Source organism: Rhodococcus sp. USK10 (assembly GCF_019378875.1).
GTDB classification, from domain to species: Bacteria; Actinomycetota; Actinomycetes; order Mycobacteriales; family Mycobacteriaceae; genus Rhodococcus_F; species Rhodococcus_F pseudokoreensis.
In genome coordinates, this window is record NZ_CP076048.1 from 202307 (window position 1) to 216858 (window position 14552).

General features: G+C 69.8%; 12 protein-coding genes, 2 pseudogenes and 1 riboswitch. Of the genes and pseudogenes, 6 read left to right on the forward strand and 8 right to left on the reverse strand.

Annotated features, from left to right (window positions below):
* Positions 1-43: 43 nt before the first annotated feature.
* The gene (locus tag I1A62_RS07700) at positions 44-430 is read right to left on the reverse strand and encodes a PPOX class F420-dependent oxidoreductase (protein ID WP_206011390.1); all 387 of its coding nucleotides are present in this window, start codon (positions 428-430) and stop codon (positions 44-46) included.
* 25 nt (positions 431-455) lie between these two features.
* A complete protein-coding gene (gene cobN / locus I1A62_RS07705) occupies positions 456-4058 on the reverse strand; it encodes a cobaltochelatase subunit CobN (protein WP_219458403.1) in 3603 nt (1200 codons plus the stop codon).
* 54 nt (positions 4059-4112) lie between these two features.
* A riboswitch (cobalamin riboswitch) is annotated at positions 4113-4256 on the reverse strand.
* Positions 4257-4262: 6 nt separating this feature from the next.
* Here cobN and cobG point away from each other — a divergent pair.
* From cobG to I1A62_RS07720, 3 genes are read left to right on the forward strand one after another with little or no spacing between them, the layout of a single operon-like run.
* Positions 4263-5396, forward strand: coding sequence for a precorrin-3B synthase (gene cobG / locus I1A62_RS07710; protein WP_219458404.1), 1134 nt, complete (start codon positions 4263-4265; stop codon positions 5394-5396).
* A 24-nt stretch (positions 5397-5420) separates the two neighbouring features.
* Entirely contained in the window at positions 5421-6047 is a 627-nt protein-coding gene (locus tag I1A62_RS07715) for a precorrin-8X methylmutase (RefSeq protein ID WP_124393830.1), read from the forward strand.
* Positions 6044-7546: a precorrin-2 C(20)-methyltransferase gene (locus I1A62_RS07720; protein ID WP_219458405.1), complete on the forward strand. Its 1503-nt coding sequence runs from the start codon at positions 6044-6046 to the stop codon at positions 7544-7546. The genes I1A62_RS07715 and I1A62_RS07720 overlap by 4 nt, the downstream gene beginning before the upstream one ends.
* Before the next feature lie 15 nt (positions 7547-7561).
* Here the strand turns inward: I1A62_RS07720 and I1A62_RS07725 are convergent, their stop codons facing one another.
* Entirely contained in the window at positions 7562-8467 is a 906-nt protein-coding gene (locus I1A62_RS07725) for a serine hydrolase (protein WP_219458406.1), read from the reverse strand.
* On the reverse strand, positions 8464-9357 hold the full coding sequence (locus I1A62_RS07730) for a LysR family transcriptional regulator (RefSeq protein WP_219458407.1): 894 nt from the start codon (positions 9355-9357) through the stop codon (positions 8464-8466). Before I1A62_RS07730 ends, I1A62_RS07725 begins: the two co-directional genes overlap by 4 nt.
* A 147-nt stretch (positions 9358-9504) precedes the next feature.
* Between I1A62_RS07730 and bla the strand changes: the two genes are divergently transcribed.
* On the forward strand, positions 9505-10476 hold the full coding sequence (bla, locus tag I1A62_RS07735; protein WP_219458408.1) for a class A beta-lactamase: 972 nt from the start codon (positions 9505-9507) through the stop codon (positions 10474-10476).
* Here the strand turns inward: bla and I1A62_RS07740 are convergent.
* Positions 10451-11278, reverse strand: coding sequence for an alpha/beta fold hydrolase (locus I1A62_RS07740; RefSeq protein WP_219458409.1), 828 nt, complete (start codon positions 11276-11278; stop codon positions 10451-10453). The two genes, bla and I1A62_RS07740, sit on opposite strands and share 26 nt — an antisense overlap.
* Positions 11279-11348: 70 nt before the next feature.
* Positions 11349-11702, reverse strand: a complete 354-nt coding sequence (locus tag I1A62_RS07745; protein WP_124393825.1) for a serine recombinase — start codon at positions 11700-11702, stop codon at positions 11349-11351.
* A 221-nt stretch (positions 11703-11923) separates the two neighbouring features.
* Here I1A62_RS07745 and I1A62_RS07750 point away from each other — a divergent pair, with 221 nt between their 5' ends.
* A complete protein-coding gene (locus I1A62_RS07750; protein WP_219458410.1) occupies positions 11924-12118 on the forward strand; it encodes a hypothetical protein in 195 nt (64 codons plus the stop codon).
* 14 nt (positions 12119-12132) lie between these two features.
* On the opposite strand, the pseudogene I1A62_RS07755 reads toward I1A62_RS07750, so the two are convergent.
* Positions 12133-12358 (reverse strand): annotated as a pseudogene (locus I1A62_RS07755) (MerR family DNA-binding transcriptional regulator).
* 50 nt (positions 12359-12408) lie between these two features.
* On the opposite strand from I1A62_RS07755, the pseudogene I1A62_RS47140 reads away from it, so the two are divergent.
* Positions 12409-13659, forward strand: a pseudogene (locus tag I1A62_RS47140) (MFS transporter).
* On the opposite strand, the gene I1A62_RS07765 reads toward I1A62_RS47140, so the two are convergent.
* The gene (locus I1A62_RS07765) at positions 13656-14492 is read right to left on the reverse strand and encodes a CoA ester lyase (protein WP_219458411.1); all 837 of its coding nucleotides are present in this window, start codon (positions 14490-14492) and stop codon (positions 13656-13658) included. The pseudogene I1A62_RS47140 and the gene I1A62_RS07765 sit on opposite strands and share 4 nt — an antisense overlap.
* Between the last annotated feature and the right edge of the window lie 60 nt (positions 14493-14552).

The window sequence follows — 14552 nt, forward strand, 5'->3', positions numbered from 1 at the left end:
TGCGCCCGAGCCCCACCGGGAGACGCATCGGACCACACAAGGGCTACCGGTCGTCGGCCGTGACGGCGAGTCCTATGGTGCCGGTCTTCCCTCGGCGCAGGAGGCTGCCTTTCATCGTGAGCCAGCCGAGGATGCCGTACTTGCGGGCGATCACGTCCCGGGTGTGGTCGGTGTCCGCGGCGTCGAGGATGACGGCGCGGGCGGGGACCTCGGGGCCCTTCGGCTTGCCGCGCGCGTCGCACGCGGCCACCGTCACCTCCGGATTGCGGCGGATGCGTTTGACCTTGTAGGAATCGGTGACCGTCCACATCAGCAGACGGTCACCGTCGGCGGCGGCCCACAGTGGCGTCGCCACCGGGGTGCCGTCTTTCCGAAACGTGGTGAGCAGGACATACTTCGCGGACGACACCCGATCGAATTCTGTGGTCACCCGGCCATGCTAGCCCGGACGCCGGTCAGTCCCCTTCGAGTTCGCCTTCGGTTTCGAGGTACACCTGCCGCAGGCCGTCGAGGGTCTGCTGCTCGGGGTGCTCCCACATGTCCCGCTCGGCCGCCTCGAGGAGGCGTTCGGCGATGCCGTGCAGGGCCCACGGATTGGACTGTTCCATGAACTTGCGGTTCTGCTCGTCCAGCACGTACGACTCGGCGAGTTTCTCGTACATCCAGTCAGCGACGACGTTGGTGGTGGCGTCGTATCCGAACAGGTAGTCGACGGTCGCCGCCATCTCGAACGCACCCTTGTAGCCGTGGCGGCGCATCGCCTCGAGCCATCGCGGGTTGACGACCCGGGCCCGGAAGACGCGGGACGTCTCCTCCGACAGGGTCCGGGTGCGCACCGACTCGGGCCGGGTGCTGTCGCCGATGTACGCCTCGGGGGACTTCCCGGTGAGCGCCCGCACGGTCGCGACCATTCCGCCGTGGTACTGGAAGTAATCGTCGGCGTCCGCGATGTCGTGTTCGCGGGTGTCGGTGTTCTTGGCCGCCACGGTGATTCGCCGATAGGCCGTCCGCATGTCGTCGGCGGCGGGTGCGCCGTCGAGTCCGCGGCCGTACGCGAAGCCACCCCACGTGGTGTACACGTCGGCGAGGTCGGCGTCGCCGCGCCAGCTCTTGGAGTCGATCAGCTGCAGCAGTCCGGCCCCGTAGGTGCCCGGCTTGGACCCGAAGATGCGGGTGGTCGCGCGACGTTCGTCGCCGTGCTCGGCGAGATCCGCCTGCGCATGGGCGCGCACGAAGTTGCTCTCGGCCGGTTCGTCCAGTGCGGCGACGAGCCGGACGGCGTCGTCGAGCAGCGCCAGGACGTGCGGGAACGCGTCCCGGAAGAAGCCGCTGATCCGGACCGTGACGTCGATGCGCGGACGGCCCAGTTCCTCGAGGTCGATCACCTCGAGGTTCACCACCCGCCGGCTCGCCTCGTCCCACACCGGGCGCACGCCGAGGAGCGCGAACACCTCGGCGATGTCGTCGCCGGACGTGCGCATCGCGGACGTGCCCCACACGGACAGACCGACCGACCGCGGCCACTCGCCGTGATCGGACTTGTAGCGGTCCAGCAACGATTCGGCCATCGCCTGACCGGTCTCCCAGGCGAGCCGCGACGGCACGGCCTTCGGGTCGACGGAGTAGAAGTTACGGCCAGTCGGGAGCACGTTGATCAGCCCGCGCAGCGGCGACCCGCTCGGCCCGGCGGCGATGAAACCGCCGTCGAGCGCGTGCAGCACCTGGGCGATCTCATTGTCCGTCTCCCGTAGCCGCGGCACCACCTCGGTGGCGGCGAAACGGAGGATCTTCGCGACCGTGGCGTCGTCGGTGAGGGTGTCGGCGGCGTCCGGGTTCCAGTCGGCGTCGTGCATGCCCTGTACCAGCGCGTGCGCCTGCTGCTCGATCTCGTCCACGCGGGTGCGGGATTCGTCGCCGTCCTCGCTGAGGCCGAGAGCCTCGCGGAGTCCGGGGACGTTCTGTTCGCCGCCCCACATCTGCCGGGCGCGCAGCATGGCGAGCACCAGTTCGACCTCGGCGTCGTCCCGGGGCGCCGCACCGAGCACATGGAGGCCGTCCCGGATCTGGACGTCCTTGATCTCGCACAGCCAGCCGTCGACGTGCAGCAGCATGTCGTCGAACACGTCCTCGTCGGGACGTTCCTCGAGTCCGAGGTCGTGGTCCATCTTGGCGGCACGCATCAGCGTCCAGATCTGCTGGCGAATGGCGGGCAGCTTGGACGGGTCGAGTGCGGAGATGTTCGAGTGCTCGTCGAGGAGCTGCTCGAGCCGCGAGATGTCGCCGTAGCTCTCGGCGCGGGCCATCGGCGGGATCAGGTGATCGACGAGGGTCGCGTGGGCGCGGCGCTTGGCCTGTGTGCCCTCGCCCGGGTCGTTGACGAGGAACGGGTAGATGAGGGGCAGGTCGCCGAGCGCGGCATCGGTGCCGCACGAGGCGGACATGCCGAGCGTCTTGCCGGGCAGCCATTCGAGGTTTCCGTGCTTGCCGAGATGGACGACGGCGTCGGCGCCGAAACCACCCGCCGCGGCGTCCGCCGCGATCCACCGATAAGCGGCGAGGTAGTGGTGGCTCGGCGGCAGGTCCGGGTCGTGGTAGATCGCGACCGGCTTCTCCCCGAATCCCCGGGGCGGCTGCACCATCAGCACGAGGTTGCCGAACTGCATTGCAGCGATGACGATTTCACCGTCGGGGTCCTGCGAGCGGTCGACGTAGAGTTCGCCCGGCGCGGGTCCCCAGTGTTCCTCGACGCCCTCGCGCAGTTCCGCGGGCAGCGCCGAGAACCATTCGCGGTAGCGGGCGGCGGAGATCCGGATCGGGTTCCCCTCCAGTTGCTCCGCGGTCAGCCAGTCCGGGTCCTGGCCGCCGGCGGCGATGAGGGCGTGGATCAGCGCGTCGCCGTCCTGGGCTGCGAGGCCGGGCACGGAGTCCGGCCCGTCCGCGGGGCCCAGGTCGTAGCCGGCGGCCCGCATCTCGGTGAGCAACCTGATCGCGCTGGCCGGGGTGTCGAGACCGACGGCGTTGCCGATGCGGGCGTGCTTCGTCGGGTACGCCGACAGCATCAGGGCGATCCGGCGCTCGGGGGCGGGGATGTGCCGCAGCCGGGCGTGCCGGACGGCGATGCCCGCCACCCGGGAGGCGCGCTCGGCGTCGGGAACGTAAGTGGACAGGCCGTCGGCGTCGATCTCCTTGAACGAAAACGGCACCGTGATCAGCCGGCCGTCGAACTCGGGGACCGCGACCTGAGTGGCGACGTCGAGCGGGGACAGTCCGTCGTCGTTGGACTCCCACGACTCCCGGCTGCTGGTCAGGCAGAGCCCCTGCAGGATCGGCACGTCCAGCGCGGCCAGCGCGGCGACGTCCCACGCCTCGTCGTCACCGCCGGCCGAGACGCCCGCCGGCTTGGTGCCGCCGGCGGCGAGCACGGTGACCACCATCGCGTCCGCGCGGCGCAGCGTCGTCAGCAACTCCGGTTCGGCGGTGCGCAGCGACGCGCAGAAGATCGGCAGCGGAGTGCCGCCCGCCGCGTCGACGGCGTCGCACAGGGTCTCGATGTAGCGGGTGTTCCCGGCCAGGTGCTGGGCGCGGTAGTAGAGAACGGCGATCGTGGGGCGGTCCGCGTCGGCGTCGGGCGCGAACGGCGCGACACCCCAGCTCGGCAGGTGGACCGGCGCCTCGAAACCGTGACCGGTCAGCAGCACGGTGTCGGACAGGAAGTGGTGCAGTTGGGCGAGGTTGTCGGCGCCGCCCTCGGCGAGATAGTTGTGCGCCTCCGCCGAGACACCGGCCGCGACCGTCGAGCACTCCATCAACTCGGCGTCCGGGGCGTGCTCGCCGCCGAGGACCACCACGGGCAGTCCACTGGCCAGGACCGCGTGAAGTCCCTCTTCCCACGCCCGCTTGCCGCCGAGGATGCGCACCACCACCAGGTCGGCGCCGTCGAGCAGTCCCGGCAGATCCTCCTCGACCAGCAGCCGTGCCGGGTTGGCCCAGCGGTAGTCCGCCCCGCTGGCGCGTGCGCTGAGCAGGTCGGTGTCGGAGGTGGAGAGCAGCAGGATCACGTGTGGAGCCTTCCTGGGGTGTCGCGCCCCGTGGCGGTGGTTCTGTGCGGAACCGGAGGTCGGAGGACGGCAGGTGAGGGTCTGGCTCGCCCACCGGTTTCGGCGAGCTCACAGTGGCGCGACCGCACCGGATTCTCACCGGCTTCCTCTCCTGCTGTCGCAAGTGCTGGTGATGCTACCCGGGGCCGGACGTAACCTGGGACCATGGTCGACTCCCGTTCCCGCCCCGATGCATGCCCCGGCGCGTTGCAGGTCCACCAGGCGGCCGACGGTGCGCTCGCCCGGGTGCGCCTCCCAGGCGGCGTGCTGACGTCCGCCCAGCTGCAGACCCTCGCGGAATCGGCGCGCGACCTCGGGAACGGCGAGATCGAACTGACGTCCCGCGGCAACGCGCAACTGCGGGCGGTCCGCGACCCGCTGGAGTTCGCCCGGCGGCTCGCCGGCGTGGGTCTGCTGCCGTCGGAGACGCACGAGCGGGTTCGGAACATCCTCGTCTCGCCGCTGACCGGCCGGATCGGTGGCCTCACGGACCTGCGCGAACTGGTCGGTGTCCTCGACCGGACGTTGTGCGCCGACCCCGCGTTGGCGGACCTGCCCGGCCGCACCCTGTTCACCCTGGACGACGGACGCGGCGACGTCTCCGCGCTCGGCGGCGATTTCGGGGTCCACGCGGTCGATGGGGCGGAGGTCGCGCTGATCCTCGCCGGTCGCGACAGCGGGGCCCGGATCCCGACAGCGGACGCGGTGTCGGTGCTCGTCGATGCCGCCCGCGTCTTCCTGGAACTGCGCGATCGACACTGGCGGCTGTCCGAAATCGCCGACGGGGTCGACCGGACGCTGTCGGCGTTGACGCTCGCACCGACCGCCGACCCGGTGCCCGGGTTCGACGAGCACCGGCCGCCGATCGGGTGGCTCGACCAGCCGGACGGCAACGTGACCCTCGGCGGCGGTCTCGCGTTCGGTGTCCTCGACGCCCGGCTGGCGGAGTTCCTCGCCGCGGTCGAGAAGCCGGTGATCGTCACGCCGTGGAAAACGGTGCTGCTGTGCGATCTGGAAGAGTGGTCCGCCGAGCAGGTGGTCCGGGTCCTCGCCCCGATGGGCCTGATCTTCGACGAGAACTCCCCGTGGCTGAACGTCAGCGCCTGCACCGGGCAACCCGGGTGCGAGAAGGCGCTCGCCGATGTCCGGACCGACGCGCGGGACGCCGTCGCGAGCGGCGAACTCCCGGTGGAGGGCCGACAGCACTGGTCGGGCTGCGAGCGGTGCTGCGGCCGCCCCAAGGGCGAGGTCGCCGACGTCGTCGCCACCGAGACGGGTTACCGGGTGGACAAGCGGTGAACCCGGAGCCTCTATCGTGAGCGGATGATCGAGTACATCCGAGACGGCGCGGAGATCTACCGCCAGTCCTTCGCCACGATCCGCGCCGAAGCGGATCTCAGTGCCTTTCCCGAGGACGTCTCACAGGCCGTGGTCCGCATGATTCACGCGAGCGGCCAGGTCGATCTCGTGGACGACGTCGCGTTCACTCCCGGCGTCGTGAAGGCCGCCCGCGCGGCGCTGGCGAACGGCGCCCCGATCCTGTGCGACGCGCAGATGGTCGCTGCCGGCGTGACCCGCAAGCGGCTCCCGGCGGACAACGAGGTGATCTGCACCCTCCGCGACCCCCGGGTTCCGGTGCTGGCCGAGCAGATCGGGAACACCCGCTCGGCGGCCGCGCTCGAATTGTGGGGCGGCAAGCTCGAGGGCGCCGTCGTCGCGATCGGCAATGCCCCGACCGCCCTGTTCTACCTGCTGGACATGATCGAATCCGGTGCACCCCGGCCCGCGGCGATCGTGGGCGGCCCGGTCGGGTTCATCGGCGCGGCGGAGTCGAAGGAAGCGTTGATCGAGCACCCGAGCGGACTCGACTATCTGGTGGTCCGCGGCCGCCGCGGTGGCAGTGCCATCACGGCGGCGGCGCTGAATGCGATTGCGAGCGAAGTCGAATGAGTTCCGAAGAGCGGTCGACCGGCAAGCTGTGGGGCGTCGGCATCGGACCGGGCGACCCGGAACTGGTGACCGTCAAGGCTGCGCGGGTCATCGCCGAGGCCGACGTGGTGGCGTTCCACAGCGCCCGGCACGGCAAGAGCATCTCGCGCGCGGTCGCGGCCCCGTACCTGAGTGAGGGCCAGATCGAGGAACACCTCGTCTACCCGGTCACCACCGAGTCCGTCGACCACCCCGGCGGATACCAGGGGGCGATGGACGAGTTCTACGAGGAAGCGTCGCAGCGGCTCGCCGCGCACCTCGAGGCCGGCCGTTCGGTGGCGCTCCTCGCCGCGGGCGACCCGCTGTTCTACAGCTCCTACATGCACATGCACAAGCGGCTGGCGCAGCGCTTCGAGGCGGAGGTGATTCCCGGGGTGACGTCGATCAGCGCCGCCTCGGCCGCGCTGGCGATGCCGCTCGTCGAGGGCGAAGAAATCCTCACCGTCCTGCCCGGCACCCTGCCGCGCGGTGAGCTGACGCGGCGCCTGCGCGAGACCGACGCCGCCGCCATCCTGAAACTCGGACGCACCTACCCGGCGGTGCGGCAGGCGTTGAAGGACTCCGGGCGCATCGACGAGACGTGGTACGTCGAGCGGGCCAGCACGACCCGGCAGAAGATCGACCACGCGGACGACGTGTCGGACAGCGACGTCCCCTACTTCTCGATCGCCATCGTGCCCAGTCCGTCGAACGCCCGCCGCGACGACCAGCCACCGCAGGGCGAACTCGTCGTCGTCGGGCTCGGCCCCGGTGATCAGGCCTGGACGACCCCGGAAGTGCAGCACGAACTGTCGCTGGCCACCGATCTCGTCGGATACGGGCCGTACATCGACCGGGTCCCCGAACGTCCGGGCCAGCGCCGGCACTCCAGCGACAACCGGGTCGAGGCCGAACGGGCCGCGATGGCGCTCGACCTCGCCAAGAACGGGGCCCGCGTCGCCGTCGTGTCCTCGGGCGACCCCGGTGTGTTCGCGATGGCCGCGGCGGTGCTGGAAGTGGCCGCCGAGGAACAGTGGCGAGGCGTCCCCGTCCGTGTCCTGCCCGGCATGACCGCCGCGAACGCCGTGGCGAGCCGGGTCGGCGCACCCCTCGGGCACGACTACGCCGTACTGTCCCTGTCCGATCGACTCAAGCCGTGGGATGTTGTGGCGCAGCGCATCTCGGCCGTCGCGAGCGCCGACATGGCCTTCGCCGTCTACAACCCGGCGTCGAAGTCACGCACCTGGCAGGTCGCCGCGATGCGCGACCTCGTCCTGGAGCACCGCTCCCCCGACACCCCGGTGATCATCGGCCGCGACGTGGCGGGCGCGCAGGAGTCTGTGCGGGTCGTGCGCCTCGCCGACCTCGACCCCGCCGAGATCGACATGCGGTGCCTGCTCATCGTCGGCTCCTCCATGACGACCGTCGTCGAGAACGAACACGGGACTCGGGTCTTCACGCCCCGGCGCTACCCGGGCTGAGCACCGGGACAGCCCTCACTCGACGCTGCCGGAACGGAGTTCGGTCACCGCGATCCGGGCGACGTGCCCGATGGCGGCATCGACCACCGGTAGCACCGGGTCCGTCCGGGCGGCGCGGGTGAAGACGGCGACGGCGACGGGAATCTCGCCGGGAAACGTCACGACTGCCACCTCGTTGCGAATGGCGCCGATGGTCCCGGTCTTCCCGGCGACGTCCACCCCCGAGTGCGGAAACCCGGAACGGATGCGGTGCTGCCAGATCTGCGCGGACATCACCTGCCGGACGAACTCGCCCTGCGCCCCGGGCACCGCCCGTCCGGTCCAGATCGCGTCGAGAAGCGACGTCATCTCCCGCGGTGTCGTCGCGCTCGCGTACGACGGGTCGTAGGCGGACACCGTCCACGCCTCGTCGTTGTCGGCCAGCGCCGCGAATGCTTCGGCGGTGGTGTGCGCGTGGGCATCGATGACCAGACTGCGGTGCGTATCCGCCGTGCCGCCGATGATGCGCGTGTCCGTCAGGCCCAGGTCGGACAGTGCCCGCTCGACGCTCTCGAGTCCCACCTGCCCGAGAACCAGGTCCGCGGCCGCGTTGTCGGACACGGTCATCATCGACAGCGCCAGATCCCGCCAGCTCAGCACCACCGGGTCACGGAACGTCGACACGCCGGTCGGCCCCGGAGTGCAGTCGGCCGGATTCACCCGGACGGTCGCGGTCGGCGACAGCTCCCCGGATTCGAAAGCGCGGCACAGGGCCACGAGCAGCGGAAGTTTGTAGACGGACGCGAGCACGACGAGGTCGTCCGCGCCGACCGCGATGTCGCCGGCGTCGTCGAGCGGGGTTCCGACGCGGCGGGCGTGCAACCATCCCGTGCACCCGGCATCGGCGAAGACGTCTCGGATCCGCTTCTCCGCCGAGGTCATCGATCGGCCCTGATCAGCACCCGGTCGAGGGCGGCGGCAGACGATGCGACGTCGGCCCCGGAGCGCCAGACGATGCGCACGCGCAGCGAGAGGTCGTCGCGCAGCAGATCGACCCACGCCACACCCGGCATCGCCGCGGGCGGCGTCGCCGTCACCCCGAAGTGCCCGCCGGCGGACACGCGCGTGAGGAGTTCCCGCTGCCCCGAGGCGATCACGATGTCCGGGTCCAGACCCCGGACCCGCCACAGGTCGACGAACAGGTCGTGGGCCGGCGGATTGTCCGCGCGCGGACCGGTGGCCAGCGTCAGCCCCCGCAGCATCCGGACCTGCACCTTCTTCGCGGCTGTCACCGGGTGGTCGTCGGGCACCACCACCCACCGCCGGAGCTTGATGACCGGGCCGCTGTCGAGACCCGTCAGCAGGGCCGGGTGTCCGACCACGGCGACGTCGAGGCTGCCCGCACGGACGCCGTCCACGAGTTCGGTGGTGGACGCCGTGGTCGTCTCCACCCGGGTGGGGTGCGTAATGTCGGCGTCGCGTAGCGCACGGACACACCGCACCACCACGGCGTCGGCCACCGAGTGCGGGACACCCCATCGCACCACCGCGTCGCGACCACCCGCGATGCGGTGCGCCTCGTCCTCGAATCGGGTCGCGTCGTCCACGAGAAGCCGCGCACGCGGAAGCAATTGGCGTCCGGCGTCGGTGAGTCCGACCCCGCGGGCACTGCGCTGAATCAACTCCGTGCCGAGTCTCTGTTCGAGCCGACGGACCCCCTGCGACAGCGGCGGCTGCGTCATGCCGAGTCGCGACGCGGCATTCCCGAAGTGTCCCTCTTCCGCAACGGCGACAAAGAAACTCAGATGGCGAAGCAGATCCATGGCGCCCATTGAACCAGTTCCGACCGCCCGGTTCGGGCGACACCGCCACTTCGCGCACACAAAACGCCCCCCTGAACTGGAGTGATAGCGCACCCGACTCGCGGCGACGGCCGAGTCGTCTTTGCGCTATGGGCAGGGGCACCCCACATTGGATCCATGCCCAGACATCGACATCACCCAAAGCCCAATCATCCGAAGCCTCGGCGCACCGGTCGTCGCGGCGCCGTTGCCCTGGCAGTGGCTCTGCCGCTGCTGGTCGGGGCGTGCACGGCCACCGCGGAGCAGACCCCACCCGTGACGTCGGAGGTGGTGGCGGCGCCGGATCGCCAGTCCCTGGACGCGAAAATCGACGCACTGGAGGCGCAGTACGCCACGCGGATCGGCGTGACGGCTTTCGATCCCGCGTCCGGCGCGGTCTACAGCCACCGGGGCGACGAACGGTTCGCCATGTGTTCGACATTCAAGGCCTACGCGTCCGCCGCGGTCCTGCGCAAGATCGAGGACGGGTCGACGTCCCTCGACAAGACTGTGGTGATCGAACCCGGCGATCTCGTCGAGAACTCGCCGGTCACCGCCGCTGCCGTGGGCACCCCGATGACGTTGGGGCAGATCGCCGAAGCGGCGCTGACCCGGAGTGACAACACCGCCGGAAACTATCTGCTCCGCGAGATCGGCGGCCCGCAGGCGATCACCGCACTCGCCCGCGACCTCGGCGACGAGAGCACGCGGCTGGATCGGTGGGAGACCGAACTCAACACCGCATTCCGCGGCGATCCCCGGGACACGACGACCCCGGCCGGCCTCGTCCAGGGTTTCCGGGCCTTGCTTTTGGGAGATGCGCTCGACGCGGCGAGCCGCGATCAGCTCATCGACTGGATGCGGGCGAGCAAGACTTCGGACAAGCGGATGCGCGCCGGTCTGCCGCCTGGATGGACCGCCGCCGACAAGACCGGTGGCGGCGGGTTCGGGACCGCCAACGACGCCGGTGTCGCGTGGAGTCCGGACGGCTCCCCCGTCGTCCTCGCCGTCCTCACCGACAGCCTCACGAATCAGGAAGACGCGCAGGGAAACAACCAGGCGATCGCCGACACGACCGCCGCCGTCATCGAGGGTTTGACTGCGCCGTGAGCCACCTGTGCAGAGACACCGCCAGTTCGACGGGAGCGTCGAACTGGATCAGGTGCCCGGCGCCGTCGATGACCTCGAGTGTCGCTCCGGGGATGAGGCGCGCCAGTTCGTCGGCCCGGTCGACGAGGATCCAGGCATCGTCTCTGCCCCACACGATCGCAACGGGAACCTCGATCGACGCGTACCGGTCCTGGATCTCGTCGGTGAACCGCTCGTCGGCCTGGGCGATCTGCCGGTAGAACGCGACCTGACCCTCCTCCGACAGCCACGGCGTGGTCAACACGGCCATCTGAGCGGGGGTCAGGCCGCGGTGGGAGGCGCCCGCGATGTACGCCTCGAGCGCACCACGGTGCACGGACGGCGGTTGCGCGGCGAAGACGTCGGCGTTGTCCGCGACGAGCCGGAAGTAGTCGGATCCCCACGGCCGCAGTGCCACCACGTCGATCAGGGCCAGCGAGGCGTACCGCGCGCCGTGCAGGAGATGGGCGCGGAGCGAGACGGCGCCTCCGTAGTCGTGGGCGACGACATGAGGTGCGTCGAGGTCCCAATGTTCGAGGAGGTCGGCGAGCAGTTCCCCCTGGACGCCGAGATCGACGTCATGGGCGCCGACCTTCGAGGACTGCCCGTACCCGGGCATGTCCCACAGGTAGACCCAGAACTCGGCGGCGAGTGCGCGTGCGAACGACCACCACAGCTGCGAAGACCACGGCGTCCCGTGGCACATCACCACGGCGGGGCCGTTCCCGAACCTGTCCCACGCCACCGATCTGCCGCGCCATTCGACGGTCTGCGAAAGCTCCACACCCGCAGTGTGCCATCCCCGCACGTGAGTGGCACGGTGTACGGACGCACACCGTGCCACTCACCTATCGTTAATGCACGAGGCCGCTTTCGAGGACCGAGTGCCCGCCCTCGACGTCGTGACGGCAATCGACTGGGCGCAGCGACCGTCCGCCCTCGGCGACCCGCCGCCCGGCCACCGTCAGCATCGGGCGCGGAATCCCGATACCCATCACCGGCACGCCCGTCACATACCCTTCCCTGTAGAGATGATTCGACGCGTCGGCCACTTCGTCCCGGGTCAAGGGCGACGGCGCCCAGCCGACGGTCTCACCGACGGCGTGCGCGTCCAGAATCGGACTCCGATACCCTTCGGTGGCCTTCGCGAGAAGCCAACGCAGAACAGCGTCACGAACCGCCCATTGACGATCGGTAGCTGCATTCACATTTCAGTCCTCCGGTAGATGGCGTTGATGCCTGCATGCACCATAGCCACCGGTAGGGAATAAGCAAGTTCGTGAGCGTTACTGCCCTTCTTGGGATCTCGCGACTGCGACTCCGGTGGACTTTCCCGCTGTCCCCGGTATGGTCGGGGCAACGATGCCGGCTTTCGAGGTGGGACGTGAATTTCTCCGTGCCCGCCCCTGAACCGCCCTACGATGGATGAATGCAGACCGGAACCGACGCGACCAAGACCTGTTCGTCCTGCCACGGTCCGATCGGATACGAAATCAAGGACGCCCACGCCGGATTCGCGTCGCTGCCTCCGGGCAAACGGTACCGGGTCTTCCACTGCATGAATCGATGCTCACGATCGGCCCCCGACGGCCTCGAATGCGGACACCGCCACGAATACCTCTGACCGACCCGACATCGTCAGAGTCGGTTCGGACCCGAACCCTCTACGGCGAGTTCATCTTCGGGGTCGAGCAAATAGCACGCCTTCATCGACAGGCACCCGCACCCGATGCATACGGTGAGTTCGTGTTCGAGGCGACGAGATCAGCCCGGGTTGCTCGTAGTAGTGGAGGGCCGACACGGCCACACCGGTGCGGCGGGACACCTCCCCCACAGACAGCAGGTCCTTCGGATCCAAAGACATCACATCTTCCCCTTGATCTCGAGTCCACTCGAGATTTTAGCGTGGAGTGCATGACCACGACCGCCCCGTCACAGGCCGGCTGGTCCGAATTGCTCGGACCCCGGTACCGATCCACCTCCGCTGTCCTCGCAGGCGGCGTCGGACTGCACGCCGTCAACATCTTCCTGACAACGAGTCTCCTGCCCACCGCCATCGGCGAGCTCGGTCACGAATCGATGTATGCGTGGAGCGCGACCGTCTTCATGGTGGCATCGGTGATCTCGTCGATGACCGTGAGCCGCCTCCTCGCACACCGCGGGCCGCTCGGTGCGTATCTGTTCGCGCTGGCGCCGTTCTTCGCCGGCAAGATGATCTGCGCGATCGGCCCGTCGATGGAGGTGCTCCTCGTCGGACGTGCAGTGCAGGGGATCGGCGGGGGCCTGCTCGCCGGCGCGAGTTACGCCGTGCTGCGCGAGGCGCTGCCCGAACGCCTGTGGGCCCGCGCAACCAACTCGGCCAGTGGCGACTCGCGTTCGTCGCGCTGGCGGTTGTCGCCGCCGTCATCGCCGTGATCGCGCCCCGTGCACTGCCGCGCACCGAGCGTGTGCGCGGCAGCGAACCCGTCCCCGCCACGTCGCTGACGCTGCTCACCCTCGCGACGATCGCGATCGGCGTGGCGGGCATCCTCGGAAACCGCACCCACATGCTGATCCTGATCGCAGTGGGAGTCGCCTTCATCGCTGCGTTCCTGGCCTGGGAACGGCGATCACCGCGCCGAGTGCTGCCGCGGTCGACGTACCACCGGGCGTCGTCCCTGAAGTGGATCTACCTCACCATCGCGGTCCTCGCATCCGGGACCGTGTCCGAGGCCTTCACACCGCTGTTCGGTCAACGGCTCGCCGGACTGGCGCCGTTCGCCGCGGGATTCCTCGGCGCCATGATGTCGGTCGGATGGTCTCCTCACGGCGGCCCTCTGGCGCGAAGACGCCGGACTCGCCGTGGCGATTCTGGGGGCGGTCACGCTGGCCGCCGCAGGCGCCGGCATCGGACTCACCTTCCCGCACCTGATGGTCGCCGCCATGCAGAGCACCGACGACGCTCAGGAGGGCGCCAAGGCGGCGGCCGGGCTCAACACCGTCGAGTTGATCGCAATGGCCGTCGGGTCCGCGGTCGCCGGTGTGCTGGTCAATCTCGGAGCACCGTCGACCCTCGCCGCGGCGCAACTGCTGTTCCTCGGCCTCGGCGTCATCGCGACGGCCGGAGTCTTCACCGCGTACCGCGCGACCCGGGAGGCCGGACGCGACGTCGCCGACCCGTCCTAGGCCCGCGCCGCGAAGTGGTCCGCGCGACGGAGGATGTCATGGGCACGGGCGAGTTGCGGCGGATGACCGCCGTGCGTGACCCGGCTAGCGTCCGAACCCAGTCGCTCGATCGTCGACTCAGCCCAGGAGATGTCGTCCGAGTCGGGAGCCAGCGCGGTGTTGATCACGGGCACCTGCTGGTTCGCGAGGGTCAGTTTCCCGGTCATCCCCATGTCGCAGGCAAGGCGAGTGTCGTCACGGACGATCTCGGCGTCCTGCGCCAGCGTCGGTCCGTCGATCGGAGCCGCGATGCGGGCAGCCCGGCTGGCAATGACGAGCCGGGACCGGGCGTAAGACAACGCCATCGGTGTGCGTCCGGCGCCGGTGTCGCGGCAGTAGTCGCCGATCCCGAACGCGAGTCGCGCAACGGGAGCGGTACGAGCGATGTCGTCCACGGCCACGACGGCCTCCGCCGATTCGATGAGGGCGACCACGGGGACACCGGGGATCTCGGCGGCGGTGTCCCGCACCTGTCCGGGCGCTTCGGTTTTCGACAGCATCACCCCGCGCAGCCCGAACAGGCCGCGGATCGCGTCGAGGTCGCGCTGCCAGTGCGGGGTGGTTGCGTCGTTGATTCGCACCCAGCCCGGGTTCCGTTCGAGCCACGCGGCGGCGACGGCACGACCCTCGTCCTTCGTGGCGAACGGCAAGCCGTCCTCGAGGTCGATGATCAGCGCGTCGGCGCCCGAGGCAGCCGCCGCGGCGAGAACCTCGCTCCCGACCGCGGGAACCAGGAGCCAACTTCTCGCCATCGCGAGGTCGATCTCTCTGCGCTGGGCTGTCTCGACACTCATGCTGTTCTTTCCTCGGCCATACCGAGGAGTCTGCGCTTCACCGGGCGACGGCACACTCGA

What these genes read in the sequence shown, in the direction of transcription:
- I1A62_RS07750 (WP_219458410.1), top strand. Translation starts at nt 11,924, where the DNA reads ATGCAGACCGGAACCGACGCGACCAAGACCTGTTCGTCCTGCCACGGT.
- I1A62_RS07725 (WP_219458406.1), bottom strand. Translation starts at nt 8,467, where the DNA reads ATGACCTCGGCGGAGAAGCGGATCCGAGACGTCTTCGCCGATGCCGGG.
- bla (WP_219458408.1), top strand. Translation starts at nt 9,505, where the DNA reads ATGCCCAGACATCGACATCACCCAAAGCCCAATCATCCGAAGCCTCGG.
- I1A62_RS07730 (WP_219458407.1), bottom strand. Translation starts at nt 9,357, where the DNA reads ATGGGCGCCATGGATCTGCTTCGCCATCTGAGTTTCTTTGTCGCCGTT.
- I1A62_RS07715 (WP_124393830.1), top strand. Translation starts at nt 5,421, where the DNA reads ATGATCGAGTACATCCGAGACGGCGCGGAGATCTACCGCCAGTCCTTC.
- I1A62_RS07765 (WP_219458411.1), bottom strand. Translation starts at nt 14,492, where the DNA reads ATGAGTGTCGAGACAGCCCAGCGCAGAGAGATCGACCTCGCGATGGCG.
- cobG (WP_219458404.1), top strand. Translation starts at nt 4,263, where the DNA reads ATGGTCGACTCCCGTTCCCGCCCCGATGCATGCCCCGGCGCGTTGCAG.
- I1A62_RS07720 (WP_219458405.1), top strand. Translation starts at nt 6,044, where the DNA reads ATGAGTTCCGAAGAGCGGTCGACCGGCAAGCTGTGGGGCGTCGGCATC.